The 25,191-nt window shown below is 41.9% G+C and carries 33 protein-coding genes; 32 read left to right on the forward strand and 1 reads right to left on the reverse strand.

The window, feature by feature from the left end; genetic code table 11:
* The first annotated feature begins 28 nt into the window (after window positions 1-28).
* From PAHA3_RS01975 to PAHA3_RS02005, 7 genes are all read left to right on the forward strand, one after another.
* Window positions 29-523, forward strand: a complete 495-nt coding sequence (locus tag PAHA3_RS01975; protein ID WP_062833225.1) for a DinB family protein — start codon at window positions 29-31, stop codon at window positions 521-523.
* Window positions 523-1,104 carry a GNAT family N-acetyltransferase gene (locus tag PAHA3_RS01980; RefSeq protein WP_082762692.1) on the forward strand — a complete coding sequence of 194 codons (582 nt, stop codon included), beginning with the start codon at window positions 523-525 and terminating at the stop codon, window positions 1,102-1,104. The genes PAHA3_RS01975 and PAHA3_RS01980 overlap by 1 nt, the downstream gene beginning before the upstream one ends.
* 24 nt (window positions 1,105-1,128) lie before the next feature.
* Window positions 1,129-2,466, forward strand: a complete 1,338-nt coding sequence (locus PAHA3_RS01985; protein ID WP_062833226.1) for an LLM class flavin-dependent oxidoreductase — start codon at window positions 1,129-1,131, stop codon at window positions 2,464-2,466.
* A 64-nt stretch (window positions 2,467-2,530) separates the two neighbouring features.
* Window positions 2,531-3,853, forward strand: coding sequence for an LLM class flavin-dependent oxidoreductase (locus PAHA3_RS01990; protein WP_062833227.1), 1,323 nt, complete (start codon window positions 2,531-2,533; stop codon window positions 3,851-3,853).
* Window positions 3,854-4,018: 165 nt separating this feature from the next.
* A complete protein-coding gene (locus tag PAHA3_RS31190; RefSeq protein WP_371327891.1) occupies window positions 4,019-4,186 on the forward strand; it encodes a hypothetical protein in 168 nt (55 codons plus the stop codon).
* 57 nt (window positions 4,187-4,243) lie between these two features.
* Entirely contained in the window at window positions 4,244-4,888 is a 645-nt protein-coding gene (locus PAHA3_RS02000) for a DUF3885 domain-containing protein (protein ID WP_062833229.1), read from the forward strand.
* Window positions 4,889-5,058: 170 nt separating this feature from the next.
* A complete protein-coding gene (locus tag PAHA3_RS02005) occupies window positions 5,059-5,436 on the forward strand; it encodes a hypothetical protein (protein WP_062833230.1) in 378 nt (125 codons plus the stop codon).
* On the opposite strand, the gene PAHA3_RS02010 is transcribed toward PAHA3_RS02005, so the two are convergent.
* The gene (locus PAHA3_RS02010) at window positions 5,411-6,016 is read right to left on the reverse strand and encodes a hypothetical protein (RefSeq protein ID WP_062833231.1); all 606 of its coding nucleotides are present in this window, start codon (window positions 6,014-6,016) and stop codon (window positions 5,411-5,413) included. The genes PAHA3_RS02005 and PAHA3_RS02010 overlap by 26 nt on opposite strands.
* A 122-nt stretch (window positions 6,017-6,138) precedes the next feature.
* Between PAHA3_RS02010 and PAHA3_RS02015 the strand changes: the two genes are divergently transcribed.
* The 25 genes from PAHA3_RS02015 (at window position 6,139) to PAHA3_RS02135 (ending at window position 25,147) form a co-directional block, all read left to right on the forward strand.
* On the forward strand, window positions 6,139-6,702 hold the full coding sequence (locus PAHA3_RS02015) for a histidine phosphatase family protein (protein WP_062833232.1): 564 nt from the start codon (window positions 6,139-6,141) through the stop codon (window positions 6,700-6,702).
* Window positions 6,703-6,786: 84 nt separating this feature from the next.
* Complete coding sequence (locus PAHA3_RS02020) at window positions 6,787-7,137, forward strand: hypothetical protein (protein ID WP_062833233.1); 351 nt, start codon at window positions 6,787-6,789, stop codon at window positions 7,135-7,137.
* 34 nt (window positions 7,138-7,171) lie between these two features.
* Window positions 7,172-7,900 (forward strand): hypothetical protein, encoded by a 729-nt coding sequence (locus tag PAHA3_RS02025; RefSeq protein ID WP_062833234.1) that lies wholly within the window; start codon window positions 7,172-7,174, stop codon window positions 7,898-7,900.
* A 92-nt stretch (window positions 7,901-7,992) separates the two neighbouring features.
* A complete protein-coding gene (locus PAHA3_RS02030) occupies window positions 7,993-8,589 on the forward strand; it encodes a chloramphenicol phosphotransferase CPT family protein (protein WP_062833235.1) in 597 nt (198 codons plus the stop codon).
* Between the two features lie 5 nt (window positions 8,590-8,594).
* The gene (locus PAHA3_RS02035; protein ID WP_062833236.1) at window positions 8,595-8,900 is read left to right on the forward strand and encodes a hypothetical protein; all 306 of its coding nucleotides are present in this window, start codon (window positions 8,595-8,597) and stop codon (window positions 8,898-8,900) included.
* Between the two features lie 153 nt (window positions 8,901-9,053).
* The gene (locus PAHA3_RS02040; protein WP_062833237.1) at window positions 9,054-9,332 is read left to right on the forward strand and encodes a hypothetical protein; all 279 of its coding nucleotides are present in this window, start codon (window positions 9,054-9,056) and stop codon (window positions 9,330-9,332) included.
* Between the two features lie 137 nt (window positions 9,333-9,469).
* Window positions 9,470-10,510, forward strand: a complete 1,041-nt coding sequence (locus tag PAHA3_RS02045; protein WP_062833238.1) for an ABC transporter substrate-binding protein — start codon at window positions 9,470-9,472, stop codon at window positions 10,508-10,510.
* Window position 10,511: 1 nt separating this feature from the next.
* A complete protein-coding gene (locus tag PAHA3_RS02050) occupies window positions 10,512-11,288 on the forward strand; it encodes an IucA/IucC family C-terminal-domain containing protein (protein WP_062833239.1) in 777 nt (258 codons plus the stop codon).
* 45 nt (window positions 11,289-11,333) lie between these two features.
* Window positions 11,334-13,055: a helix-turn-helix domain-containing protein gene (locus tag PAHA3_RS02055; RefSeq protein WP_062833240.1), complete on the forward strand. Its 1,722-nt coding sequence runs from the start codon at window positions 11,334-11,336 to the stop codon at window positions 13,053-13,055.
* A 228-nt stretch (window positions 13,056-13,283) separates the two neighbouring features.
* Complete coding sequence (locus PAHA3_RS02060; protein WP_062833241.1) at window positions 13,284-13,541, forward strand: hypothetical protein; 258 nt, start codon at window positions 13,284-13,286, stop codon at window positions 13,539-13,541.
* Window positions 13,531-13,902 carry a retropepsin-like aspartic protease gene (locus PAHA3_RS02065; RefSeq protein ID WP_062833242.1) on the forward strand — a complete coding sequence of 124 codons (372 nt, stop codon included), beginning with the start codon at window positions 13,531-13,533 and terminating at the stop codon, window positions 13,900-13,902. The genes PAHA3_RS02060 and PAHA3_RS02065 overlap by 11 nt, the downstream gene beginning before the upstream one ends.
* Window positions 13,903-13,948: 46 nt before the next feature.
* A complete protein-coding gene (locus PAHA3_RS02070; RefSeq protein ID WP_062833243.1) occupies window positions 13,949-14,359 on the forward strand; it encodes a hypothetical protein in 411 nt (136 codons plus the stop codon).
* An 85-nt stretch (window positions 14,360-14,444) separates the two neighbouring features.
* Entirely contained in the window at window positions 14,445-14,753 is a 309-nt protein-coding gene (locus tag PAHA3_RS02075) for a hypothetical protein (protein ID WP_062833244.1), read from the forward strand.
* A gap of 21 nt (window positions 14,754-14,774) precedes the next feature.
* The gene (locus PAHA3_RS02080) at window positions 14,775-15,239 is read left to right on the forward strand and encodes an SRPBCC family protein (RefSeq protein ID WP_062833245.1); all 465 of its coding nucleotides are present in this window, start codon (window positions 14,775-14,777) and stop codon (window positions 15,237-15,239) included.
* Between the two features lie 96 nt (window positions 15,240-15,335).
* A complete protein-coding gene (locus PAHA3_RS02085; RefSeq protein ID WP_153028166.1) occupies window positions 15,336-15,665 on the forward strand; it encodes a hypothetical protein in 330 nt (109 codons plus the stop codon).
* Window positions 15,666-16,027: 362 nt separating this feature from the next.
* Window positions 16,028-16,486: a hypothetical protein gene (locus PAHA3_RS02090; protein WP_062833247.1), complete on the forward strand. Its 459-nt coding sequence runs from the start codon at window positions 16,028-16,030 to the stop codon at window positions 16,484-16,486.
* Between the two features lie 108 nt (window positions 16,487-16,594).
* Entirely contained in the window at window positions 16,595-16,975 is a 381-nt protein-coding gene (locus tag PAHA3_RS02095) for a hypothetical protein (RefSeq protein ID WP_062833248.1), read from the forward strand.
* A 104-nt stretch (window positions 16,976-17,079) separates the two neighbouring features.
* Entirely contained in the window at window positions 17,080-18,885 is a 1,806-nt protein-coding gene (locus PAHA3_RS02100) for a serine hydrolase domain-containing protein (RefSeq protein WP_062833249.1), read from the forward strand.
* Window positions 18,886-19,215: 330 nt separating this feature from the next.
* Window positions 19,216-20,439 (forward strand): WXG100 family type VII secretion target, encoded by a 1,224-nt coding sequence (locus PAHA3_RS02105; protein WP_235599466.1) that lies wholly within the window; start codon window positions 19,216-19,218, stop codon window positions 20,437-20,439.
* 12 nt (window positions 20,440-20,451) lie between these two features.
* On the forward strand, window positions 20,452-20,745 hold the full coding sequence (locus PAHA3_RS02110; RefSeq protein WP_235599354.1) for a hypothetical protein: 294 nt from the start codon (window positions 20,452-20,454) through the stop codon (window positions 20,743-20,745).
* Window positions 20,746-20,957: 212 nt separating this feature from the next.
* Window positions 20,958-22,073 (forward strand): site-specific tyrosine recombinase/integron integrase, encoded by a 1,116-nt coding sequence (gene xerA, locus PAHA3_RS02115; protein ID WP_235599355.1) that lies wholly within the window; start codon window positions 20,958-20,960, stop codon window positions 22,071-22,073.
* Between the two features lie 170 nt (window positions 22,074-22,243).
* Window positions 22,244-22,885, forward strand: coding sequence for a hypothetical protein (locus PAHA3_RS02120; RefSeq protein ID WP_062833251.1), 642 nt, complete (start codon window positions 22,244-22,246; stop codon window positions 22,883-22,885).
* Between the two features lie 160 nt (window positions 22,886-23,045).
* Complete coding sequence (locus PAHA3_RS02125; protein WP_062833252.1) at window positions 23,046-23,627, forward strand: class I SAM-dependent methyltransferase; 582 nt, start codon at window positions 23,046-23,048, stop codon at window positions 23,625-23,627.
* Between the two features lie 148 nt (window positions 23,628-23,775).
* On the forward strand, window positions 23,776-24,333 hold the full coding sequence (locus PAHA3_RS02130) for a hypothetical protein (RefSeq protein ID WP_062833253.1): 558 nt from the start codon (window positions 23,776-23,778) through the stop codon (window positions 24,331-24,333).
* A gap of 235 nt (window positions 24,334-24,568) precedes the next feature.
* Window positions 24,569-25,147, forward strand: a complete 579-nt coding sequence (locus PAHA3_RS02135; protein ID WP_062833254.1) for an HNH endonuclease — start codon at window positions 24,569-24,571, stop codon at window positions 25,145-25,147.
* The last annotated feature ends 44 nt before the right edge of the window (window positions 25,148-25,191 follow it).

A 25,191-nucleotide genomic window follows, 5' to 3' on the forward strand; every position in this document is an offset into this window, starting at 1 on the left:
TCATAATAAAGATCGGAGAGCGGTAATCATGGGGAACGCAACAGGGAAGACAACATCAATCATATCGGCGTATGTAGACGCTTATGAAGAGATTGAACAGGAAATCGCGGGACTGACCGAGCGGCAGTTGAAATGGAAATCGTCTCCATCCTCCTGGAGTGTTACCGAAGTGCTGGCGCATCTGGTGGACCACAGCATCGTCGTTTCCTTTCGCATCCGGGAAATACTAGCAGGATCAAAAGCGACGCTACCCGGCTTTAACCAGGATACGTGGGTTGCTGGACAGAAAGCAAATGAGGAGCAAACCTCTCGCCTGATTACGATTGCTCATGGCCTGGTTCAATACAACGCAGGGCTACTGGAGCGCCTGGGCGATGAGGAATGGAGCAAAACCGGCATCAACTTCAAAGGAGAGACGGTATCTCTATCTGCGATCATCCCGGCTTTTGTAGCTCATGTGGAGAACCATCTCAACCAGATTCGCAGAATCAAGCAAGAAGCGGCTGAAAAGCAGGTGCAATGATGGGAAAGACTGAGGCGCAATCAACGGAAAGGCAACAACCGAATCCGAGCAATGACAGCCGGGAACTGATCATCAGAGAAGCGGCAGCCGATGACGTTCGCTTGCTCGAGGCCATCCTGTTTGAGGCGTACAGCCAATATGAACAAGAGCTTCCTCAGGATGTATGGCTGGCTTATAAAGCAAGCATTGTAGAAGCTATAGAGAAATCATCAACAATAGCCAAGCTTGTAGCAGAACTGGACGGAGAAGTTGTAGGCAGCGTGTTCGTATATGCCTCATCCGAGACAGCATACGGCAATGCAGAGCTTGGCATCCATTCCCCGATTATCCGTTTGCTGGGCGTGACTGGTAACGCGCGCGGCAGAGGTGTGGCTACAGAGCTCATTCGAGCCAGCGCCAAACTTGCGAGAGAACAAGGTGCGGATCTGTTGTACCTTCATTCCTCGGACATGATGGGAGAGGCCATCCGTCTCTATGAGCGGCTAGGCTTTGAACGAGCCCATGATAAGGAGTTTACAACAGGGAACACGCTGGTCAAAAGCTATCGTTTGCAGTTGGCTGACACTACACTGCTTCAATAAATGGATCAATGCGGGAGGGTGACCATGAGTAAAGCGAAACAGCTTAAATTAGGCAGCATTATTTTGGGTGTTGGTGGAACGATGTCCAGCTGGCGTCATCCTAGTGTGCCGGTGGATGCCAGCGTTAATCTTGAGTTTTACACACAGCAGGCGCAAACAGCGGAACGAGGCAAATTCGATCTTGTGTTTATTGCCGATGGGCTGTTTATCACTGAAAAATCAATTCCTCATTTTCTAAATCGCTTCGAGCCACTTACTATTTTGTCCGCGCTTGCGGCAGTAACCACCCGAATTGGGCTGGTTGGCACGCTATCCAGCTCGTATAGTGAACCCTTTAACGCGGCCCGTCAGTTTGCTTCTCTCGATCACATCAGTAAGGGGCGCGGAGGCTGGAATCTGGTCACATCGCCGTTAGAAGGCTCGGCAACAAACTATAGCAAAGCGTCGCATCCGACCCACGGGGAGCGTTACGAGATTGCCGAGGAGTTTTTGGACGTTGTGCGCGGCTTGTGGGACTCCTGGGAGACGGACGCCTTTGTGCGAAACAAGGAGACGGGCGTCTTTTTTGATCCTGCCAAGCTGCACCGTGTCAATCATGAAGGTAAGCATTTTAAGGTAGCGGGGCCACTCAACATTGCACGTACGAAGCAGGGACAACCTGTAGTATTTCAGGCTGGATCGTCGGAGCCTGGAAAACAGCTTGCGGCGAAGGGTGCAGATGCAGTTTTTACAGGGCAAAACTCGATTGAGGACGCAAGAGCATTCTATGAGGATGTAAAGCGGCGTACCGTGGAGGAAGGACGCGCGGCAGACGATCTTTCCATTATGGTAGGCATTGTTCCGATTATTGGGAAAACCGACGAAGAGGCGGAGCAGAGATATCAGGAGGCTGCGAGACAGACTCCGATTGAGGAAGCGCTGGACGTGTTGGGCCGGTTTTTTGACCATCATGATTTTCACCAGTATGCACTGGATGAGCCATTCCCGGAGTTGGGTGATCTCGGTCAGAACTCGTTTCGTAGTGGCACGGACCGAATCAAAGCAAGAGCCCGCGAGCATGGACAGACTTTGCGGCAGGTTGCTCTTGAAGCGGTGGCCCCACGTTCTCCGTTCATCGGCTCGGCCGAGACGGTAGCGGATACGCTGCAGCATTGGTTCGAGACAAAAGCAGCCGACGGCTTCATCGTACACCCGATTACACCGGAGGATCTTAATATTTTTGTGGATGACGTCGTGCCGATTTTGCAGGAGCGCGGTGTGTTTCGCACGGAATATGAATTCGATACGCTACGGGGGCATCTGGGTTTGCCTGTGCCGGAAAATCGTTATGCAAAGCAGCCGACAGCAGCAGAAGCACTTTGAACAAAACGTTTGCAGATAGAACGGACATAAAAATGAGATTACATTAACTGAGAGGGGAACCGTAATGTCGAGAGAGGGTCAATTAAGGCTGGGAACATCACTGCACGGCGTCGGCTCCAGCGTTTCGGGCTGGAGACATCCCGAGCTGCCATCAGATGCAAGCATAAATATCGATTTTTACATCCAGCAGGCTAGACAGGCGGAGGCCGGCAAACTTGACTTTGTATTTATTGCCGATGGCTTGCATATTACAGAGCAGTCTATCCCTCATTTTTTGAATCGTTTTGAGCCACTTACCGTCCTGTCTGCTCTTGCCGCATCGACCAGAGACATTGGATTGGCAGGAACACTCTCCACATCCTATAGCGAACCGTTTACCGTAGCTCGCCAGTTTGCATCCCTGGATCATCTCAGCGGTGGACGCGCAGCGTGGAATGTGGTGACTTCGCCATCGGAAGGTGTAGCAGACAACTTTAACAAGGGAGGCCATCCCGACCACGAAACCCGCTATCGTATGGCGGAAGAGTACGTGGAGGTGACACGGGGATTATGGGACTCCTGGGAAGACGATGCGTTGATTCGGGACAAGGAAAGCGGTGTGTTCTTTGATCCGGAGAAGCTGCACAAGCTGAATCATAAAGGCGAATTTTACGAGGTGGCCGGTCCGCTGAACATTGCGCGTTCGAAGCAGGGGCATCCCGTCATTTTCCAGGCAGGCGCGTCAGAATCGGGCCGGGATTTTGCTGCAAAAACGGCTGATGCTGTATTTGTGCACGGTCAATCGCTGGAGGAAGCCAAGGTGGTATACGATGATCTGAAGCAGCGCGCGGTCTCCTTCGGACGTAAGCCTGAAGACATACTGATTCTGCCGGGCATTGCACCGATTGTGGGACATACCGAAGAGGAAGCCCAGCGTAAATATGATGAGGTTCTCCATCTGGGCTCTGTTGATGATGCGGTTCAATATTTAAGTCGTTACTTTGATTATCATGATTTTACCCAATATGATCTGGATGAGCCTTTTCCGGATTTAGGTGATTTTGGTTCCAATGGCTTCCGAAGTTTTACGGATCAGATTAAGCGGGAAGCACGGGAGCAAGGATCGACACTGCGCGAGGTTGCGTTACATGTTGCACAGCCCCGATCCCCGTTTTTTGGCACACCTGAAACCATTGTCGACATGATGCAGCTATGGTTCGAGGAGGGGGCTGTGGACGGATTCATTATCCTGCCGACCGTACCGAATGGACTGGAAGCTTTTGTAGAGTTGGTCGTGCCTGTGTTGCAACAACGTGGACTGTTCCGTACGGAATACGAGCATGATACGCTGCGGGGAAATCTGGGACTTTCGGTGCCTGTTAATCGATACGTGAAGCAGGGTGGTTGAATTAGTAGGCAAGAAAAGTTGAATCATAGTACATTGATTATAAAAAGAAACCGTCTCTATCCAATGGTTGGGTGGTACATCCATTTCACCAAAGAACGGTTTCTTTTTTTGTTTTGTCATTTGAGTGTGTTCGACAGAGATCGTCTATTCATTCATAATCTGTTAATGAATGATTTCTCCAGATTAAGTTTAACGGTCAATGGAATTAGAACGAATCAGGCCAGTAAACTGGCAACCATCTTTAAAGAGAAATTGGAGGCCTATTCGGCTGTTGAGGAAATCCCTGATCACCTGGCGAACTTTTTTTGTAAAAGAGCTTCAAACAAGATATGAAATGGAGAGCTAGAGAATCAATTAGATGAAATCCGAGAAAATAATGGAGGTCACAGAATGGATCTGAAGACATACCTGGCTGAGCATTTTCCAAACCTGACCTTAGAACCGCCGCTTTTTTATAATTGGGATGTTGGAATACGATTCGAACTTGGCATTTCTCTGATGTTTGGAATGAGTACGGAGTATTACATGGAACAAGTTTATCATCGATCACTTGAATTATTTAAGGCTCTTCATGATCAGGAAGATGAAGTCCTATTCATAACTCAAGCTTATTTGGGAGATAAGCCTAAACATAAAGTGAAAAAATTGAACCTGTACAGAAAATATATCAAGAAGAAAGGGCCGATTAGAGCCTTGAGCCTTGAGATATTTTCAGGTTTGGATTGTGAACCAGATGGCATGCAAGATCCAAGAAACACCATGTATAGGTACTGGACTAAATGCAGAGTTAAGGACTTGAAATATACTCAGTTAATCAAAGCTATATGTAATCATGATGTTGGAATTAAGCCAAAGATTTATCATAGGGTGTATTTCATTAATATAAGTAAGAAAACGATATTTCATATCTATGATGATAGAGGTTGCGATGTTATTTCAGCAGCAAGGGAAGAACTAATGGGTATTTATAAAGAATATAACGATTGGATTCTAGATTATGATCGAGAGATAATTAACAATGTATTTCTAGGATAATGAGGTGAAACCTGAATTTAATCGATGATCCAAGACCGTTTTCAGATGTAAGGAGTAAGGATTATGAAAAAAAAGAAAAGAAGTTTATCATTGCTATAATTGTACTTGCTGTAGTTGTATTAGGAGTTATATGGTACCTAAAAGTAGGCTATCTATTAAGACAACCAGAGATGCCCGAAGCAAATATTGCAGTTCGGACCCAAATGGTGGATGGTGGTGCGATTAGTTTACGAAATGCTGATTATACGGAAAATCAAATCAAGATTGGATATGAAGTGAAAGGGTTTAGTTTGACGGAGTATAACATTGCTTGTGAGCTTTATCGTGACGGAAATTTGATTTCAACTTCTGGCTCAACAGGTGGTGGTTTGATAGAACTGGACGAAAATCATTATTACTTCATTGGTTATGAGAATATTACTCAAATGAATCTGCCTGAATCTATTCATCTAAACGTGGAGATTAAATTGATACCCAATGATTTTAGACAAAAATCGATAACTTCATCCTTTGACGTAAGCCTCAATTCAAATGGTACTTCTTCATGACAGATTTACGAAATGTCGCGTAATTGGATAACGCTTGAGAAGTGGAGGATTGAGGTACACTATATTGACTTATCCCTTCAAGGCTGAATTTGCCTAAGTTATCATTGATTAATCCATAATCACCAAAGGAGTTTTTCATCAAGAAAAGCACACTTTTATCACCCTTCTGCAGTTCTACATAGTCATCAGCTGTATATTTAACGTCTCCATCCAGGCTAACGGGCTCGATGATCGTTAATTCGTTCTGATCTGAAGGGAAACCTTCAGGTTTCTTTAATATCTTTTCAATCTTGATGTTCGTATTGGTGTGAAAGGATTGCATAGTCCCATCATCAAATGCAGTAATGACATGTTCTCGATCTCTAAAGTCTTCTATGCCATAGCCAATGACGATCAGTTCAGCAAACGCATCGAGCTTATCTATTGCATGAAAAGTTAAGGAATTGCCCGAAAGGTTGACGACTTTATGAATGGGCTCCCCTTGTTTCGATTGACCATTCATATATGCTAATGTACCAATGGAAACAGCTAGGAATATCAATACAGAGGATAGTACAATTTTATTTTTGAAAAAAGACATGATCTCATCCTCTCATTGAATTTGAGTTCTTTGCAAGAATTTTGCTGTATTTCTACTATACACATATCTGAAAATTATTGTAAATTTAATTGTATAAGTCAGAAGAATTGAAGGAGAATCCTATGAAGACCATTGTGTATATGGTTAGGCATGCGGAGTCACCGTACACGGAAGGAACGGAAAGGACCAGAGGACTTACCTTGGAGGGCAAGGTGAACGCAGCTAAAATAACAGAAATGTTAAAAGACGAAGGAATACATACTATTATCTCAAGTCCATATGCCCGAGCTGTCCTAACCTTGGAGGGGTTGGCAACAGTGTTGGACATCAATATTCAGATCATGGAGGATCTGCGAGAAAGACATTTTTCAGATGATATGATTACCGATGAAGAGTTCGAGCCTGCCTCGAAGAGAATGTTTGATGACCCTGATTATGCATTGCCAGGAGGCGAGTCGAACATGGTTTGCCAGAATAGAGCAGTGGACGTGTTAAAACATATTTTAGAAGAGTATAAGGGTGAAAAAGTAGCTATTGGCACCCATGGACATGTTATGACATTGATGATGAATTACTTTGATTCGAGTTACGGATTGGATTTTATGAACCAAACCAAGAAACCGGACATCTATCAATTAGAATTCAACGAGATGGAATTGGAGAATGTGACAAGGCTCTGGAAATGATATATAAGAACACTTGTACGCATTCGTGGATACAGCTAGAATATAGATATCTTTGATTATGGAAATATGGAAGGGAAGATTCCAATGACATTACATAACTTATTTCATGAGAAACCAACCCAATTATGGAACGAAAGAATGATTGAAGGCGGAGATGAGCTTTTTACAGAAGAGAGATTACTCATGTCTGATAAAGCTTTGGATCACTTTATAAACCAATTAATCGCATTACAAGAAAAGAAAGATTCCGAGCAGATAATAAAGGCTGTAGAAGAAGTGGTGGTTGCCTTTAATGAAATGAATGAGGCCAATGATTATTTCATTGAAACGATGGAACGTGAAGAATTGGCTGATTTTATCGACAAGGCTGCTAGGCAAGCTGGATTACAGATTGAAGGGCATGAAGATATTACGGAAGAATGGAGAGAATGGTAGTTTAATTAGACTGAGAGAGTAGAGGAGATATATCATGGATCCACAAGTATATGGTCGCTATTTATTAGAGATGGGCGGAGAAGAATTCAAGCCAGCGGACGATGAGCAGGTTGAGGCAGACCATCTGTACGGATTTTTTCAGTGGTTTATGCCATCTGGGGCAGGGGTTGAACGTGTGTTTGAGCCGATTCCAGACGGTCAGCGTTATCTGGACAGAATACGTCCAATCTATGAGATACTGAATCCGGAGGACTTCACAGGTGAATACGTGCCAGGTTATTTCAACGGTGGAAATGAGGAGGCTTCTGAGGCGACGTTGCGTGATCTGGGGGAGAAGTTAATCGGAGGATTGAAGAGCCTATTCTCCATGGTGACAGAGGATGACGAAGTAGCGGACGCCGCTAAGGAAGCATTACAAGATTTGGCATGTCTGACGGAGGTCGTTGTGCTGGCAGCAGGGGAGATTAACAAGTTAGAGCAAAGAGCGATTCAAGGCATGGATGAAGAAGATAACGAGTCTGTTTACGAAGCACTTGGAGAGCTTCTCAGCTCACGCAAAGATTACAACGAAGCTGTCGAAATATTGAGCGAAGCTTATTATTCCATCGCTTGCGATTATTGGGTAGCCTATTACTTACAGTGGCCCCGCTACCGAGGTTTGCAAGAAGCGAAAGACTGTCTGTTTCCTTACTTTGAGTTATACCGTTATGGTTATAACCTTCATTGGACTCAAAATAAGCTATTCATCGGCAGTCGCTCATGAGTATAGAAGATCATGTACAACACATGTAACAAGCGATCATTGAGAACTACAAGTCGTAGTTAATGCCAATTTTATAGAGAAGGGTGATAGATATGGAACGAGGACTCATTATATTTTTGAACGGAACGTCAAGTTCGGGGAAGACGAGCATCGCGATGGAAATGAAAAATCAGGGAGAGGTTCCGTTTCACCATCTATCTGTAGATCAATTTCTTCATAATTATGATCAGTTTATCGACAATACATATCCAGATATGAAACCAACAAGAGAAGTGGAACACCATGTGATGACAGATATCCTGTTCGACCCCATCAATTCGTTGTACTGTGCAACCATTAAACTGTTTTCGGAAATGGGTTTGAATGTCATCGTGGATACGGTGATCAGCAATGACAAGTGGTTTAATGATTTTTATAATTTACTATCGGATTATCCGATATTGTTTGTAGGCGTGCATTGCTCCAAAGAAGAACTCACCAGAAGAGAGCAGAGCAGGGGAGATCGCGAGATTGGACTTGCCCATTCCCAGTTCGACTACATATACTCCTATGATGAATATGATCTGGAAGTGAACACGGAAGAGCTTAGTTCAGCTGCATGTGCGGAAAAGATATTAAGTTATATGAATTCCGATCAGGAATACTCGGTATTTAAGAAGTTAAGCAGAAGAGAGGTAAAAACATCGTAAAAGAAATGAATTTAAGACCAAGGCTGGTAAGCTGGCGTTTTGATGATGAGGTAAGATCGGATAACTCGGAAGAATGGAATTGGATAGAGATCACGATGGTCTTTACAGATGGTTCCAGACGATGGAGCATCTTATATACACCAGAACGTTTGCTAAATAACTTGTCTCGACCGGACATAGACCCACCAGGTCTTCATATGCAGCAACTCATTGTTGTTAGAAGTTATGAAATGCATGACATTGAGAGAGTGCTGAACGTTTTTGATGAAGAAGATAAATTGATCGAGGCATCAATAGAATATCCAGAGTAGATTCGAAATGATAAGTTCTATATTAGATGTGTTAATACATGTTTATGTTTTATGTCTTTAAAAGAAGATTGGAAGGTTGTCTGATCTCTATGGAGTAGAGAAGGACCTTCCTTTTTGTTTATAAAACCTTTGGTGGACAAGGGGGAGAACGGTATGAATCCTGAAGATCATATTCAACACTTGTTACAGGCGATTATTGAACAAACACAATCCATCATCAACGATACTGGTAAACAATCCTTCGGCTCTTTGGCGTATTTCTTGGAGCACATGATAGCCTACCGGGATGAACAGCAATACATGTCTAACGAGTGGCATATCTGCACACCGCGCTGGCTAGGGGAGTATGGAAATACGCCGGAGGAAGAAGATCTTCTTTCAGACATCTACCGATTGCAAGCGTACATTGCAGAAAAGTTCAAGGGCGGATAAGCGGCTCGCGATGTCGCATTAGTCCGGATGAAATGTCGCAAAAGTACATGGTAACACGATACGGAGATCGTATATACTCTCTTTATATTTCGATAATGAAAATCATTATCACCAGTATACATAAGGGGGATTTACAAATGAAACAAGGAACAAAGGGGCAAACGGCTGGTAACAAAGCCTACACTGCTCACAAATCACGATTACTCATGGGCTTGATGATGGCCCTTATTCTAGTCCTGACGGCTTGCGGTGCCGCAACAGGTACAGATAGCGGTAAGCAATCTGCGGCAACGCCAGCGGAGACACCTGCGAATGCGGAAACGCAGACGGACGGAGCTTTTCCTGTAACGATCAAGGGTATGAAGGGTGACATCACTCTAAACGAAAAACCACAGAGGATTGCAATTCTCGATGTTAAGTTTTTGGATCAGATGTTAGCGATTGGCGAGAAGCCAGCAGGAAGTGTTATAGCAGGAGGGAATACCGATTTTCCAGAGTACCTGGGTGACCAGCCGAATGGAGTCGAAGTTCTGGGTACACGGGACGAGCCTAACCTGGAAGCGATTGTTGCACTCGACCCCGATCTGATTATCATGACGGACTTCCAGGAGAAACAGTATGAGAGTGTAAGCAAAATTGCCCCTACTCTGGTACTCGATTTCTACGAAGACTGGCGTGATACGTTAGCTACGGTTGCCCAAATTACAGACAAGCAGGACGAGGCAGAGAAAGTGCGTACAGCGTATGAAGAGAAAATCGCCGGGCTGAAAGCACAATTGTCAGAGAAACTTGGCGATGAAACAGTGGCGATCATTCGTCCACGAAAAGAAGGAATTCGTGTTCACGGGATTGAGCATCGCATTGGCGGTATTATGTACAATGACTTGGGGCTAAAAATGCCTGCTCTGGTACAAGAGATTAATGAAGATGGTTCCGTAGAAATCTCGATGGAAAAAGTGCCTGACATTGGGGCAGATCGTTATTTTGTCCTGTCGGATGAGCTGTTTGCGGCAGAAGCTGAGGCGATGGTGAACAATCCGGTATGGCAGTCTCTTGATGCTGTGAAAAATAACCGCACGTATGACGTAAACTCCACACTGTGGATTGCATACTACGGACCGCTTGCGATTAATCTGATTGTAGATCAGGCAGCGGAAGCCCTGCTCGGATCGAACTAATATGAACCGATATCTCTCGACAGACTTATGGAAAGAGACGGTAGAGGATCATTCGATTTTGCTTGGTGAGCCGCCTGAACATAGTGTCCGTACCATTGCTTTGAGTGAGTTGCATGACGAAGAGGCGTGTCGAGAGTATATCAGCTGGTTTCAGAACTATATCGATGCGCCTGACATGAAAATCGCTGCCTCCATGTTAGCCAAGAGGCTTGGCTATCTATGGACGACTCCGCTCGTGACCGCGATGACGTTTCATCATCAGCATGTAACCTTTCAGCTGGAGAACAGCTTTCTCTATCATCCGGCGCTCTCAGATCATGAGGGCGGCACACGATTTCCTTTTCTAGCGGTGAATGGGCTTCAGGCTGAAGAACTGACTGGAGACAGGAGCGTATGGCGGGAAAAGGCAGTCCAGAGCATGTTTGCGGTACAGCTTACACCTCTGTTAAAGACACTTGCTGCGATTGCACCTCTTTCGATGAGTATTCTCTGGGAGAATATCATGGTACGTATCGGCCGACTATTCGCTCCTGATGAAGCCGAGACAGAGCAGGAAAGTAAGATCATTCAAGAGGACTTTTCCTATCTGACGCAGGTGGCATCCGGGAAGGTGTTTGGTGAGAGGAAGAATCCGTTAACCCGCTTCACCGATTGTAAGGACAATGTGCATGTTGCCAAAAGCGAGCGGATCACCTGTTGTTTCTATTACCAGATGTCAGGCGAATATTGTCTCAAATGTCCGAAAATTGACAATGAGAAAGAATCTCAACTAAAATGACAACAGCAAGAATTTTACCTTTGCTATTGTCAGGAGATGAGAGAAATGCCGCTGCAAGAACAGACAAGTCTATGGAGTGATACAACGATCAAGATGCTTGACGGGTATAGCGGTACTTTGCAGACAGGCAGCGTTTTACACGAAACGGATTTAACTTCAAATGTGCTGCTGTTGGCATATGGAGGCGAAGGGGAGCTTGCAATGGATGGCGAGGGTTGCCACATTGGAGCTTCTTTTGCCTGTCATGTGGTGAAGGGAGCATCCTTTACGCTGACGGCCAGATCAGACGAACTTTATTATATCGTAATCATGTACGAGGCTTCTTCCATGGAAGGAGCCTCCCATGCCATGCCCTCGTATCGCAAACATCCGCTGCAAAATTCGTTTATTCAGAACCCTGTGACTCAGGCAGAATGGATCCAGAATGCGGAAAAAATCGTTGGCAAATGGCGTCGTGGCGAAGGACTGGAACGGTTTCATGCCCATGCGTTGCTCCAGGGGATGATCTATGAACTGATCATGGAGTACGAACGTGGTCAAGGCGGAGCAGAGTCCGACTTGGTGGATGTAGTCGTGTCATATATATCATCGCATTATCGCCAGAATCTGGAGCTTAAGGAGCTGGCAGCCCTTGCCGGATGCAGCGTAAGGCAGTTACAGCGACGATTCAAACAAGAGAAGCAGCTTGGACCGATGGAATACGTCATCCAGCTACGGATGGAAAATGCATCGCGGATGCTGCATCATACGGATGCGTCCATTGGAGAAATAGCTGACAAGATGGGCTATCGCGATATGTATTATTTCAGTAGGGCATTTAAGAAATATTATGGCGTCCCTCCGCTGCGTTATCGGCTTGATGCCGCTAAGGAAACAGATGCAAATTATGCTCAATCCTTGCTGCGGAATCGCATGGCTTCTTCGTACGAGTCGGACCAAGGTCCAGTGATATGCCATATGCGAGGTGAATATCCTGTCATCCGTTCTCCACAGCGAATTGCCGTACTTGATGTGCAATATGCAGATCATTTGCTTGCGCTTGGATTGTCTCCAGCAGGAAGTGTGGGATTGGGAAGTGGAACGTTCCATTTCCCGCAATATATCAGGGCGGGACTTCAGGGTACCGAGATACTCGGAACATATGAGTACCCTAATCTGCTTGCGGTAGAACGATTGTCACCGGATCTGATTATTTGCACCGAGGTACATGATCAGTACTATGAACGGCTCAGCCGGGTCGCTCCAGTTCTTATGTTTAAGCGCAATGAGAGCTGGCAGAACATTCTTGGCCTGTTCGGTGAATTAACTGGTAAGCGAGCAGAGGCCAAACGTATACTTGCGGATTATCACCGACGAACTACATTGCTTTCTGAAGAACTTGCTCCAGTACTGGCAGGTAAGAGCGTGGCACTGATTCGTCCACTGGATTCTCTGGTTCGCGTACATTCTGCCTCTCACCGCACAGGTTCTGTGCTGTACCGTGATCTGGGTCTGCCTGTCCCGTTATTTGTAGCAGATACCACCGACACGGCCTATCATATTTCAGTTGAGAGACTACCGGCTGTGCAGGCGAGCCACTACTTTCTGCTTAGCAATGAGATCATGCAGGAGGGTATATCTGCGACCGAGCAACGTGTCTGGGGGATGCTTGATACGGATGAGCGACAGCAAATACACTCCGTAGATGCCGCGACATGGATTGGTTGTTATGGACCAAAAGGCATCAATGGCATTGTGGATCAGATCGAGCAGGCGTTGTTGGCTTGAGCAGGTAGCTTTTTCATGAGGGAAAAACAAAAGAAACCGTTCCGTAGTAAATGGAAGTGAGAGCAACCATTTACCAAAGGAGACGGTTTCTTTGTACATGTTACATACTTGAGTGAGGATACATTGGACTAGGTTGGGTGTTATGAATACAGGAATGATATATGAAGTAAGGGTATATGTTAAAATAATAGAAAGTTGAACCAATACGAATAACAGGAGGTAAAACACATGAAATGGCAAGAGGTTAGAGAACTGTTCCCAGACCAATTTGTTCTGGTTTCTATCATTCATTATCATGAGGAAGATAACAAAAAAATTGTAGATGAAGTTGCACCAATTCGTACCGTATCAGAACAAGATGCGAATAAAGAGTTTTTTCGAGTAGAGCCTGGTAACGTTGTATATCATACTTCGAATCAAGACTTTGTGATTCATCTCCGTAAAGATCCATTAATGAGAGTGAGACGTAATACGAATGAAAATTAACTATGATGGACAGCTAATTACAACGTCACTTACCGTTACATTTAGAGGAAGAACACTGATAATAGACGATGTTATTATAGACACTGGATCTTCACATACGATCATTAGTCCTGATATTTTAGAGGAAATCGGCGTGACTTATGAAACAGGGGATTCGATTTTTGAAGCATACGGGATTGGAGGGAGTATTCCTTTCTACACAAAAATCATGGATAGGATTGTAATAGGCACAAACTATATTGAGAATATAGAGATCGATGTAGGCATATTGCCTAAAGATCATAAAGGTCTTCTCGGGTTGGATATTCTGAAACAACAAAACTTTATTATTGACTTGAAGTTACTAGAGTTACGTAAGTGAATTTTGAAATAACGGCTATGGTGAAATCTACTTAGAAGGAGAAGCAATGAACGAAAAAGCTAAAGGGAAATTAAAAATGCAATTGCTACTCATCGTTTTATTTATTTTTTTAATTGGAATTCAAGCAGCTACTAGATACTTAGCATATCATCCTCCTGTTTGGACAACTGTAGGATATATGTTTGGCTGCATTATACTTTGTATACTTGGACTTTTAACATACCTTGATCTCAAGAAACAAGAGCAGTTCATAACGATCGGACAAATTGTAGATGTGAAGAAGAATAAAAATATCATTATAGTCAAAGGATTGGGACGAGGTGATAGCAAAGTTTTAATCAAAGATAGTCCTATTCTGAATATGATGCAGCCAAATGACCTGATTGAAATCACGAGATTAAAATATACAAAAATGATAACGAAAAAAGTGTATAAGGACCAAGAGATACAATGTTGAGCAAGTGGTGGAAGAGTTGTAGTACTTTACATAAAAATAGAGGATGAATTTTGAGATACGTCTAAGGTAGAAGGAGAGAATGTAAATGAACAACATAAACTCTCATAATTGCAACCTAAATATAAGGTATGACCTGCCTGATGAGGTATGGAATAAAGTTTCTAAAGTATATGAGAGTATGCCAGGCTGGATTGGTTATAAAAGTGGAATTCCATATTGGTTTGGCACTGAAGGGGATGATGTTTTCATTGAAACATCCGATGAGCCAAGTGGATTATCATTTTATGCACAGATGGATAGCGATGTATGGACGTCTTGGATAGAAACATTTAAGTTGGAAGCGTCAAAAGTGTTGGGTTTTGATGTTCGTGAACCTGAAGATGGATATGTCTGATGAAAGAAGGAGGATCTGATGATGAGTGAATATGGTACATTACATGAGTCAAACGGTCGGTATGTTTTGAGGTTTGAACGATCTTTTCATCAAAATCCAGAAGATGTTTTCCTTGTGATCACGAAGCCTAGTTCCTTCGCCCAATGGTATCCTTTCGCAACAGGAGAGATGGAACTCAGACTGGGTGGCAAGATTGCCTTTGATGATGGTGAAGGAACGACATATGAGGGGACTATTACTGAGCTAGAGCAGCCATATGTATTTGGTTTCCGTGAAGTTGATGATCTGGTTAACATTTCATTGAAGGCAGAAGATAAAGGCTGTCGAATGATTTTTACCCATACGTTTAACGATGATTCATGGGCAGTGAATACCGCCGCAGGATGGCATAGGTGTCTGGATGTGTTGGTGCAGATCATCAATGGTACACCTATTCAGTGGCAAGATAACTCAACTGTAGTGAAGCATTTAAGGTGGAGGATCTAAACCAATAAAATGATTTAAAAAGGATAAAAGGAAAAAATGATAAACTCTATTAGCATTGATGAACGGAATGGGACCACATTTAAGGAAGAGATCGTTATGAACCCTACATGGGCAGACAGTTTATGTTTTTTGAGAAAACTCGATGGAGATAAATTTACATTAGTTTTTTTTGAGGTATCAGACACAGGTTCAGCATTAGTTGGAGGCGGACCGGAATATTTTGTAGTGTCTATTACAATGGATGAACATATATATACGCTCATGAACGATAAGAAGGGAAATAGTGAGATTTCTCTAGTTATTGGTGGTCAGTTGGGAAATTATTGCGATAACATTTGTATAGAACTAATACCCATGCTTGAAGTGCTAAAGTATTTTTATGAAACTGGTAAACTACACGAATCACATCAATGGAAGCAAGAATAATAATTACTGGTCAGTTAGGGTTCTCGGGCTCGTAAACACCAAAGGTTATGTGCAATTGTATTAAAAGAGTTGGAGGGCAGGATTATAAGCTTGCCCATGACCTTTTTGGTGAATGGTATGATTATTCTGATCTTATCTAGTTTAGTTTATTATCCGCTTAGATACACCAAATTTAGAGTTGTTGGGCGAGTTATTCTAGGATTAACAATATGTTTAACTCTTATCGTAACAGTATGGTTGTATCCGCAGGATTCATCCAAACATATTTCAAAAACTATAGTAGAAGATATTAAGAGTTTATGGAGTAAATAACTAATTTGAGATATCTCCAAGAAAACATATCAAACAAAGAGGTGTATCTTTTGGAAAGAAAAAAAGATGAAAACAATGAGATGGCTGTAATTCCAGAGCACCATAGCCCTATTCGACATATCCTTAATGAAGCAAATGGACAACCGAACAATCAATTTATAGACAGTTTTAAGAAAGCTCTAGATACTCCAGATGCATATGTAATTATGGAAGGTGATGATGGAGGACAAATCTACTTGTCTTGCCCTATGAAATTAGTAAATTGCAGTGAGGAGACATTACATACTCTATTAAAAGATTTAGATACCATTGCATGGGACTGTAATGAGGGAGAGGGCCAAGGACTATTTTACGAAAAACTCTTTCCTGGTGATGGGATTAGTGGAGGTATGGGGGGAGGAGATGTTGAGGAAGGACTATGGATTCATGAAGAATTCATAGATTTACAATTATATGATGAAATTCATGAAGTCATATTAGGCAATAAAGAAAGAATAACCAAGCAATAAAATGAATGAATCATAAGGCCCATCAACATCGGATAATGAAGTGTTCATGTGGATGGGCAAACTGTTGAAGTACTGCATACAGAGAAAAAGGAATATGTGAGGTGAGCTATGGGCGTAAGAAAAAAATATAAACGTAAAATCGTTCGATCCAAACGATTATTTTATTGGTATGTTGAACCGGATATTGACGATGAAGGAATAATCAAATTACATATCGTTTCTGAGGATAAGAAGTTAATCGTCACTTATGAAGTGGGACAAAACAGTATTAAGATCAAGCCCCCATTTATAGTCATCATCGGAGAAGAATTCGAAGGTTGGACAACAGAATATGTAGGATACAGAAGAGTACTAACACCGCAATGGAGGGATGAGATCATCACGCCAAAGTTGATAGGAGAAATTATTGATTGGTGTCTCTTGAAAGATAAAGAAATAAACATTGTTAATTGGAAAGGTGAAATTCTCCGACCTCTCTCCTGTATGTAGTGTAATTGCATTTGAAAATAATTTAGAGTCATGTGGACTCTTTTGAAAACGCATACTCGAAAACAAGAGATGTAATTAACATTTAATATAAAAGGAGAGAAGCTATGCAGATGAATCTTAGACATCACACGGTAAACAAAGTAATCGCTTGTGTTCTGTCATTCATATTTATCATTATGACAATAGCGGTACCTGCCCACGCTGAAGAGAAACAGGTTGAGACTACACCATCCAGGATTCCTTTATCCAAGTTAGAGGAAACGATTGATGCTTATGTTGCCTCGTATGAGAAGTATACCGCTGCCGTTTCGGTTGTGGCTATTAAAGATGGTGAAACCATTGTGAATAAGGCATATGGTTACGCGGATATTGAGAAGCAGCGAAAGGCGGATACCTCTACTGTGTTTGAATGGGCTTCCATCTCGAAACTGTTGGTCTATACGAGTGTGATGCAACTTGTCGAACAAGGAAAGCTTGATTTGGAGACGGATATCCAAGAATATCTGCCAGAGGGATTTTTCAAAAAGCTGAAATATGATGATCCGATTACGCTAATGAATCTGATGCATCACAATGCGGGTTGGGAAGATCAGACAGCGGCCGAGGTGTTTTATTACTCCGAGGATGAAACGTTAGAATTAGGAGAAACGCTGCGTAAAAATGAGCCGAAACAGATCTATAAACCGAATAGCATAGTAGGTTATTCGAACTATGGCGTTGGTCTAGCCGGTTACATCGTGGAAGTGATAAGTGGCCAACCGTTTTATGAATATGTCGATCAACATATTTTCGAACCACTTCATATGAACGACACTTCGATTCATCCAACGGGGCAAGATCATCCAGACCTAGTACAAAGAAGGAATGAGATTGAAGGGTATACGAAAGATTTGAAACTGATCCCTCAGAACAGAGTATACGTAACGTTTTATCCTACAGGGGCAGCGATTGGGACAGCAGAAGATTTAGGCAAATTCCTTGCAGCGCTGATGCCAGTAGATGATAGCAATGTATTATTTAAGAACAGGGATACGTTAAACGAAATGTTATCAACAAGTCTCTATTATGACGGGACCTCTACTCCGCGATTTGCGCATGGGTTCGTTGAGATGGAATACTGGGTGCCTACGCTGATGCACGAGGGGAATTTGAAAGGATTCTCCAGTAAACTTGTCTTTGATCCCGAAACTAAATTTGGGATGGTAGTTATGACAAACCAGTCTTTTGAGGAAATTTATTATTATGGACTTATTAAAGAGATTTTCGGTGATAACGTCAATTCTAATAGAGTTACTTCGGAGGGGGGAGGATATTTTCAATCCGCACGACGGGCAGCATCTAGATTTACTAATTTATTTACGGTCCTTGATATAAGGAAATTCACAAAAGCTGATTTAGCAAAGTCTTATAATGTTGTCGAGCATAATGGCCTTGTTGAGAAAATTTCCGTCACTCCTTACATTGATTATTTGCCTGTATCGAATGTAAAGGTGAACTTGATTAAAATATCTTTTATTCCTGCTGTGCTTGCTGCCATTTTCACTTTAATCGCTTTGATCGGCTATGTGATCCGGAAGCTTCTTAACAAACGAGATAAACGAGGAAAGCCTACGAAAAATTCTAATAAATATTATCTTGCAATTAACTTTGCAGGTGTGGCACTCCTTCTTAATCTTTTCATCCTACAAACGAAGATTAGTTTTCCGAATTATCCCGCTTATTCTTCGTTAAGGATCAATTTAATGTTTAATCTACTATATGTGGTTCTAGCAGTCGCGTATCTTGGCTTACTTATGTACAAACTGTGGAAGAACAGTTACAGCAAAAAGCAAAAGCTGATGTACATCATGTCTGGTATCTCGGCTGCTATCTTGGCTGCTTTTATTGTGGGATGGAATTTGTATGTTTAGAAGGGCAGAAGCTAAATATAGATATTTCAAACATTACAAAGGCTTGCGGATGACTCCTATATATAAGTGATATTAAGTGAGGTCAATTACAAAGACATAAAGGCAGCAGTTCCTTATCGGGACCTGCTGTCTTTAAATTAGTTGGACAAGTATATAAACAAAGTCAAAGGTAACAACAAAAATGATCAGGGCTCTAGTTTAGATCTCTCACTGGCTTATTGCTACAGGTATTTGACACAGTTAATAAATGAACGGTAAAATCCAGATATTCCCTGAATTCAGAAACTAAATATTTCTTTAGTAGGTGTGAGGTATTCTATGACGAGAATTATGGTTACGCCAGAGCAACTTTTCGCAATTAGTAAACAGTTCTCTACAGCTTATACTACTCTTCAACACATGAATGAAAGTCTTCTGCGAAGTATGACTGATATTGAAGCGAACTGGGATGGGAGTACTAGAGAAAGGTTCTACTATGATTTCAAGAAGTCACAGATTGTTATGACTGAAGTTGTCACACTTATGAGTTCAATATCAACTGTGTTACATAACCATGGAGAACGATTTCTCCAAGCTGATCACGGGTCGGAAGAGCAAGTAGACATAAACTGTTTACCACCACCACCGAATGCTTGTGGCCCACAGGAAGGTGTAGACGATCGGAATGCAGTTGAGAAGTCTGTAGATAGTTTAAAAGAGCTAGGACAAGCATTTATACAATCGGCAGATGACCGATATCAGAAGAGATATGATAGTGTAGGCGGATTTCTGGATTACTGGACATTTGGTATTCCAAGTGGACTCGTAAACGGGTATGTTGATCGAGCTGACAAAGCTTTAGAGTCGCCTCAAGACACACTGAACTGGTTGACATTTGGAGTCCATGGAACGATTAGGGAAGCCGTTTTGCCTACAGATGCTTGGTCAAGTGAACATTGGGCAAGTATACTTGGTACAGGTGGTATGGTATTAGGGGTAAGCTCTGTTTTCAAACCAAAGCTGCATATCGATACCTCTGTTAAATATGAGGGCGCAGTGGATTTTAGACAGATTTTAAGTGACGGACAACGCAATGAGCTTCCGCTGACGGATAACCAAAAGATTGAGATAAAGAGTTACTTGAACAAGCTTGATTTCCCCGAAGAAAATATCTTAATCGCACAACCTGGTTATTATGATACCTGGAATACAGGCATGATGTATAATCGCTTGGTCATCAATACGGATGTCTTACCAGCAGCAGCCCCGGGAGTAGGGACTTTGAGTGCGAATACACGCATTTCAATGAATGCTACACTAGCTCACGAGATTATTGGGCACTATGAGGCTTCTATCGCAGGCAGATCGTTCCCACTTTATGATCTTCCTCCTGAAGTCATCAAAAGAAACTATGCTCTTGATGAAGCTCAGGCAAGTATCCGCGCAGCAAGGTTTGCTCCTGAACTCAATTCTACTGAACGATATGCTTTATTGAGAGATGCGATAGTCAGGCTTCATAATGCCGATCTCAGAGTGCGAGATGTCAAAGGCGAGCTATTCATAGATCACAGATAAGGAGGCCATACAATGGAAACTAAAATGCTGTTTGGCGTTGGCTTAGTCTTCGATACTCCGGAATTCGGAACCATCGTTATGGGGGCTAATGAAGAGTTGGATGAACTACTTCCTTCAACAATCAAAGAGATGATCGGTAAACAGATTATTATCAAAAAAACGGATGGGGAAGAGCAAATATTTGAAGTTGTTTCTACTCAAATTAATCATTCTATAGCCGGTAAAAAAAATATCGGTATATGTTTGGGTAAAAGTATATCCCCAGACGACATACCTGCGGGTTCAATCGTCTACTGTTATCCATGAGACAAATTGACAGTAGGTATGCTTTGTTGAAGCTACATGGAGTGGCAGTTTTTTATTGCACTGGCTGTGCCCATCTTTACTTTTAAAGATCATATATGTTCCGAAAGCATCGGAAGGTCATCTGATTCCCTATTTGGGATGCAGAAATCCTTCCTTTTTTGTTTTTCAAAATTGCGGAGAATGACATAGACTCAAACAAAGGAGAGTTTCCTATGAACGATGATACTACAACGGAAAAGAAGATCACCATAACTAAAGGTTCTACTCATTCATTGCATATTCGTTGTCCCTATAACCCTGCATATATTCAGCGCATTCGCCAGATTACGGGCAGAAAGTGGGAACCCAAACAGAAAATGTGGATCATACCCTACACTATTGCGGCCATCCAGGAGTTTACGAGCCAGTTTGATTCAGATGAAGTTCAGATTACCCCGGAGTTGTGGGTTGACAATGAAGAACTGCAGCAATGGAAAGCTAATAGGGGAAACAACCAGTGGAGCAAAGAACCGTTACAGAAGGCACTAAAGTTACGAGGATATAGTCGCAAAACGATCAAAGCGTATTGTAATCAGGTCGAGCGTTTTCTAAACAGCCTTAGCCTTAAAAATAAGGATGTCACTACTTCCAATGTTCAGAGATATTGCTTGGGTTTGCTTGAGCGAGGAATCTCCCATTCAAGCGTGAATCAGACCATTAGCGCTATACGTTTCTATTGCAAACATGTGCTCCATCACCCTACTGAAATTCAGTATATTCGTCCCAAAAAGCAGACCAAGCTTCCACAAGTGTTGTCTCAGAAAGAAGTTGCTCAATTGCTCAAATCCGTGACCAACCCTAAACATAAAGCAATTCTGTTCCTGACCTATTCTTCCGGGCTTCGTGTAGGTGAAGTTGTGCGTCTGCGTTGCAGCGATCTCGATATTGAAAGGCAGACACTTATTGTGAGACAGGGGAAGGGTCAAAAGGATCGGAGAACGCTTCTTTCAAGTCTCGCCTGGGATATGGTACAGAAATACATAGATGAATACAGACCCAATCGTTGGCTATTTCCGGGCCAATCTTCTGATCGACATCTTACTGAGCGGAGCGTACAGAAGGTTTTTGAAGAAGCTAGACAACGCGCAGGAATTATGAAAAAAGTAAGTATTCATGCGCTGAGACACTCCTTCGCCACTCATTTGCTGGAAAACGGGACAGACCTGCGCTACATTCAGGAGTTACTTGGTCATACGAGTGCACGTACAACTCAGCGATATACGCATGTTAGTACGAAAAATATTCAGCGTATTCAAAGCCCGCTGGATCGGATGGATTTGGAAGATTGAATGCTTTAATAAATCTCCCTTTTTCACCAAATTCTTCTTCGCAAATACTACACCATAGGTTATCATATACGTAGTTCACATATCATACAGGATGTGTGGTATTTACGAAGTACATAAATTAGATGTTAGGCGAAACTTCGTAGTAGATAATAATAAAGAGGAGTATATTAATGGAGTATGCTATTATCCGCATGAACGAGGTTTTTCCAAGTGATAATGATGTTGCTAAGTGGGTAGTTGGATTGGCAGTCATACATAATGATTTTCTCTTTCTAAAGAAAAAGTTATTCAAATCTTCAGACGTGCTTTCGGACTTGATTTCAGAAGCACCATCTATCCTTAAAATTCTCACTGCTTCCCTAAGAGAGGCTATTTTCTATCTAGAGGAGTCTGAAAAATTAGCAGAAATAAGGACATATATTAATTCTTTACCCGAGCAGTTAATCCAGATGTATATGTCTCTTAAACTTCTATTTAGAAACGGTGCAAAGGCAGATTTATTGCAAAAATTAACAAACGCAAGAAACATAACTTATCATTACTCCAAACCTCAAAGGAACGAACTATCAGAAGCATTAGAAGCGTTGAGCAATGAAATTATATTTTACGAAGAGAACGACCAAAGGTTCTTGTTTGCAGAGCACGTAAGGAATACAATTTTATTAAATTCATTGTTTTCGTCTAATGAGATCAGATTAGGACAAGAGTTGCCCATATCAGAATTAATAATAAGTATTAAAGAATCTATAGAGACCTTCATTGATTTTTCTAACAAGGTAAGTAGACACTACTTGGAAGATTTTTGTAAGTGATTCATTGCAGCATCGCCTAACATAATATTCAAGCAACGGCTCCGTTGGAGCCTTGGTCTGCGGGAAGGAATTCGAGGAGGGATTTCAGCAGACAACCCCTTCGGGGTTCGTGAATACAGGAACGTTATGTGAAACCACTCGAAAGCAAAGGAATAATAAAATGATAAAAATGAGTGAAAATGAATGTTCAAAGCCTCTTAAAATCATAATAGGAGCATCTTCACAAGCCTATCCAGACTGGATTCAAACTCAAGAAGAAGAATTGAATCTACTGGATCGAGCTGATTGGGAAGAAAGCTTTAAGTCGAAAAAGATTAGAACCATCCTTGCAGAACATGTATGGGAACATTTGTCTTACGAAGAAGGCGTGGAAGCAGCAAAGATTTGTTATGATTTTCTTGAACCAGAAGGATATATTCGATGTGCAGTTCCGGATGCTTTTTTTAGGAATGAAGAGTACCAGAATATTGTTCAGATCGGTGGACCCGGTCCAAAAGAACATCCAGCTGCAAGTCATAAGATCGTACATAATTATAAGACAATTACAAGCATGTTCGAAGAAGCAGGATTCAAGATTAAATTACTGGAATACTGTGACGAAAGTGGAGAGTTTCATTTTAATGACTGGAATCCTGAAGATGGTTTCATTTATAGATCTTTTCAATTTGATCACCGAAACAAGAATGATGAATTGGGATTCGTCTCACTGATAGTGGATGCAGTCAAAGAAATGTCGGAGTAATTCGAAGAAGAGAGTGGCATCACATAACATAATATTCACGCTGTGGGCATACGCCCTTGGCCCGGCATTCGCCGGACATCCGACATACGTCGGGTCGTGAATACAGGAACGTTATGCGAAATTAATTTAAAGATGAGGAGAAAGAATAATGAATTGGTTAGAGTTTGTATCTTCATTAATAGATGCGGTTGTGTGGCCTCTTTGTGTCATTACAGTTATCTTTCTATTAAAGAACCAACTAAAAGAATTAATTCCTGCGTTACGTAATTTAAAATATAAAGACTTTGAAGTGAGTTTCGAGAAAACAATGGAATCCATAGAAGAGAATGTTGAAACCCTAGTAGAACCTATAGGAACGAGTTTTGCGAATCCAGTGATATCTGAAAAATTTGCTTATCTATTTGAATTAACCAAAACCTCACCTAGATCAGCAATAATTGAATCTTGGCTAATTGTAGAAGAACAACTAATAAGATTATCTCAAACGAAGCTACATGATAGCGCAAATAAAACTCCTCAAATGATACTTAAGGAATTATCAATGATAGGAGCAATTAATAAAGAATTATATAAAATTATTGAAGATCTAAGGAAGATTAGAAATGAAGCAGTCCATATAAACAAGTTTTACATTCATAATTATTTAATAAAAGATTATATAAGAACTTCCATGATTGTTGATAATGCTTTGAGGCAAATTGATTAATGTAAGTATGTCAAAGATGAAAGTAACTACGCATAACAGGACATTCCACATCGTCGCATTGGCTCCTTGGTCGCTAAAGACAATTTCAGAGAGGTGGAATCCTATCCTTCGACACATTCAAGCGGTTAAGTCTGACGACTCAAGCCTACGGTTTTTAAGCCGCTTGAGCGTCAGGAATGCCAAACATTAGGAGGAATTATTTTAATCGATTAAATGAAAGGACTGATAGTTTAAGATGGGCATACCTTCGAAATCAAAGATATTTGAATATTGGATGAATTGGTTAGCTGAGAAGGGAATTGATTGGGGAGAGCCGTGTTGTTGGGCGTGTGGAAGATTTTGGGATAATAAATATGATATAAAGAAACCTCATGCAACTAGGGAAGAAATAATTAAGAATTGGGATAATGTCCCTTTACAAAGATGCCATATTATTGCCAAGCAATTCGACGGTACTGACGAACCCTCAAATTTGTTTTTAATGTGCAGGGATTGTCATGATAAAGCTCCAAATACTAGATCGGTAGAAGCATTCTTAATATGGACAGAAAAGCAAAATTGGTATGAGAATTTTAGAGACGAAGTAATGAAGGAAATGAAAAATTTTGGACTTGAAGACAGGGTTGAAGAGCTGAACGAAATAATTGCAAATAAAGGAATAAAGGATAAAATCATAGGAGACTTAGGGATACATATGAATCAGAATGGAAAAGGTGCTCAAATAACCATCTCAACATATATTTCAGCGTTATATGGATTTCTAAAAGAGCAAGACAAATCGAAAGTTTCCCAAGAAGGCAATAACCTCGCCTAACATAATATTCATGCTGCGGACATTCGTCCTTGGTCTGGCATTCG

This window comes from Paenibacillus amylolyticus, from assembly GCF_001570725.1.
Classification (GTDB): Bacteria; Bacillota; Bacilli; order Paenibacillales; family Paenibacillaceae; genus Paenibacillus; species Paenibacillus amylolyticus_A.

Bases quoted from the DNA above. Each gene is read 5' to 3' on its own strand.
- PAHA3_RS01975 (WP_062833225.1), top strand. From the start codon at position 29: ATGGGGAACGCAACAGGGAAGACAACATCAATCATATCGGCGTATGTA.
- PAHA3_RS01980 (WP_082762692.1), top strand. From the start codon at position 523: ATGGGAAAGACTGAGGCGCAATCAACGGAAAGGCAACAACCGAATCCG.
- PAHA3_RS01985 (WP_062833226.1), top strand. From the start codon at position 1,129: ATGAGTAAAGCGAAACAGCTTAAATTAGGCAGCATTATTTTGGGTGTT.
- PAHA3_RS01990 (WP_062833227.1), top strand. From the start codon at position 2,531: ATGTCGAGAGAGGGTCAATTAAGGCTGGGAACATCACTGCACGGCGTC.
- PAHA3_RS31190 (WP_371327891.1), top strand. From the start codon at position 4,019: ATGAATGATTTCTCCAGATTAAGTTTAACGGTCAATGGAATTAGAACG.
- PAHA3_RS02000 (WP_062833229.1), top strand. From the start codon at position 4,244: ATGGATCTGAAGACATACCTGGCTGAGCATTTTCCAAACCTGACCTTA.
- PAHA3_RS02005 (WP_062833230.1), top strand. From the start codon at position 5,059: ATGCCCGAAGCAAATATTGCAGTTCGGACCCAAATGGTGGATGGTGGT.
- PAHA3_RS02010 (WP_062833231.1), bottom strand. From the start codon at position 6,016: ATGTCTTTTTTCAAAAATAAAATTGTACTATCCTCTGTATTGATATTC.
- PAHA3_RS02015 (WP_062833232.1), top strand. From the start codon at position 6,139: ATGAAGACCATTGTGTATATGGTTAGGCATGCGGAGTCACCGTACACG.
- PAHA3_RS02020 (WP_062833233.1), top strand. From the start codon at position 6,787: ATGACATTACATAACTTATTTCATGAGAAACCAACCCAATTATGGAAC.
- PAHA3_RS02025 (WP_062833234.1), top strand. From the start codon at position 7,172: ATGGATCCACAAGTATATGGTCGCTATTTATTAGAGATGGGCGGAGAA.
- PAHA3_RS02030 (WP_062833235.1), top strand. From the start codon at position 7,993: ATGGAACGAGGACTCATTATATTTTTGAACGGAACGTCAAGTTCGGGG.
- PAHA3_RS02035 (WP_062833236.1), top strand. From the start codon at position 8,595: ATGAATTTAAGACCAAGGCTGGTAAGCTGGCGTTTTGATGATGAGGTA.
- PAHA3_RS02040 (WP_062833237.1), top strand. From the start codon at position 9,054: ATGAATCCTGAAGATCATATTCAACACTTGTTACAGGCGATTATTGAA.
- PAHA3_RS02045 (WP_062833238.1), top strand. From the start codon at position 9,470: ATGAAACAAGGAACAAAGGGGCAAACGGCTGGTAACAAAGCCTACACT.
- PAHA3_RS02050 (WP_062833239.1), top strand. From the start codon at position 10,512: ATGAACCGATATCTCTCGACAGACTTATGGAAAGAGACGGTAGAGGAT.
- PAHA3_RS02055 (WP_062833240.1), top strand. From the start codon at position 11,334: ATGCCGCTGCAAGAACAGACAAGTCTATGGAGTGATACAACGATCAAG.
- PAHA3_RS02060 (WP_062833241.1), top strand. From the start codon at position 13,284: ATGAAATGGCAAGAGGTTAGAGAACTGTTCCCAGACCAATTTGTTCTG.
- PAHA3_RS02065 (WP_062833242.1), top strand. From the start codon at position 13,531: ATGAAAATTAACTATGATGGACAGCTAATTACAACGTCACTTACCGTT.
- PAHA3_RS02070 (WP_062833243.1), top strand. From the start codon at position 13,949: ATGAACGAAAAAGCTAAAGGGAAATTAAAAATGCAATTGCTACTCATC.
- PAHA3_RS02075 (WP_062833244.1), top strand. From the start codon at position 14,445: ATGAACAACATAAACTCTCATAATTGCAACCTAAATATAAGGTATGAC.
- PAHA3_RS02080 (WP_062833245.1), top strand. From the start codon at position 14,775: ATGAGTGAATATGGTACATTACATGAGTCAAACGGTCGGTATGTTTTG.
- PAHA3_RS02085 (WP_153028166.1), top strand. From the start codon at position 15,336: ATGAACCCTACATGGGCAGACAGTTTATGTTTTTTGAGAAAACTCGAT.
- PAHA3_RS02095 (WP_062833248.1), top strand. From the start codon at position 16,595: ATGGGCGTAAGAAAAAAATATAAACGTAAAATCGTTCGATCCAAACGA.
- PAHA3_RS02100 (WP_062833249.1), top strand. From the start codon at position 17,080: ATGCAGATGAATCTTAGACATCACACGGTAAACAAAGTAATCGCTTGT.
- PAHA3_RS02105 (WP_235599466.1), top strand. From the start codon at position 19,216: ATGGTTACGCCAGAGCAACTTTTCGCAATTAGTAAACAGTTCTCTACA.
- PAHA3_RS02110 (WP_235599354.1), top strand. From the start codon at position 20,452: ATGGAAACTAAAATGCTGTTTGGCGTTGGCTTAGTCTTCGATACTCCG.
- xerA (WP_235599355.1), top strand. From the start codon at position 20,958: ATGAACGATGATACTACAACGGAAAAGAAGATCACCATAACTAAAGGT.
- PAHA3_RS02120 (WP_062833251.1), top strand. From the start codon at position 22,244: ATGGAGTATGCTATTATCCGCATGAACGAGGTTTTTCCAAGTGATAAT.
- PAHA3_RS02125 (WP_062833252.1), top strand. From the start codon at position 23,046: ATGATAAAAATGAGTGAAAATGAATGTTCAAAGCCTCTTAAAATCATA.
- PAHA3_RS02130 (WP_062833253.1), top strand. From the start codon at position 23,776: ATGAATTGGTTAGAGTTTGTATCTTCATTAATAGATGCGGTTGTGTGG.
- PAHA3_RS02135 (WP_062833254.1), top strand. From the start codon at position 24,569: ATGGGCATACCTTCGAAATCAAAGATATTTGAATATTGGATGAATTGG.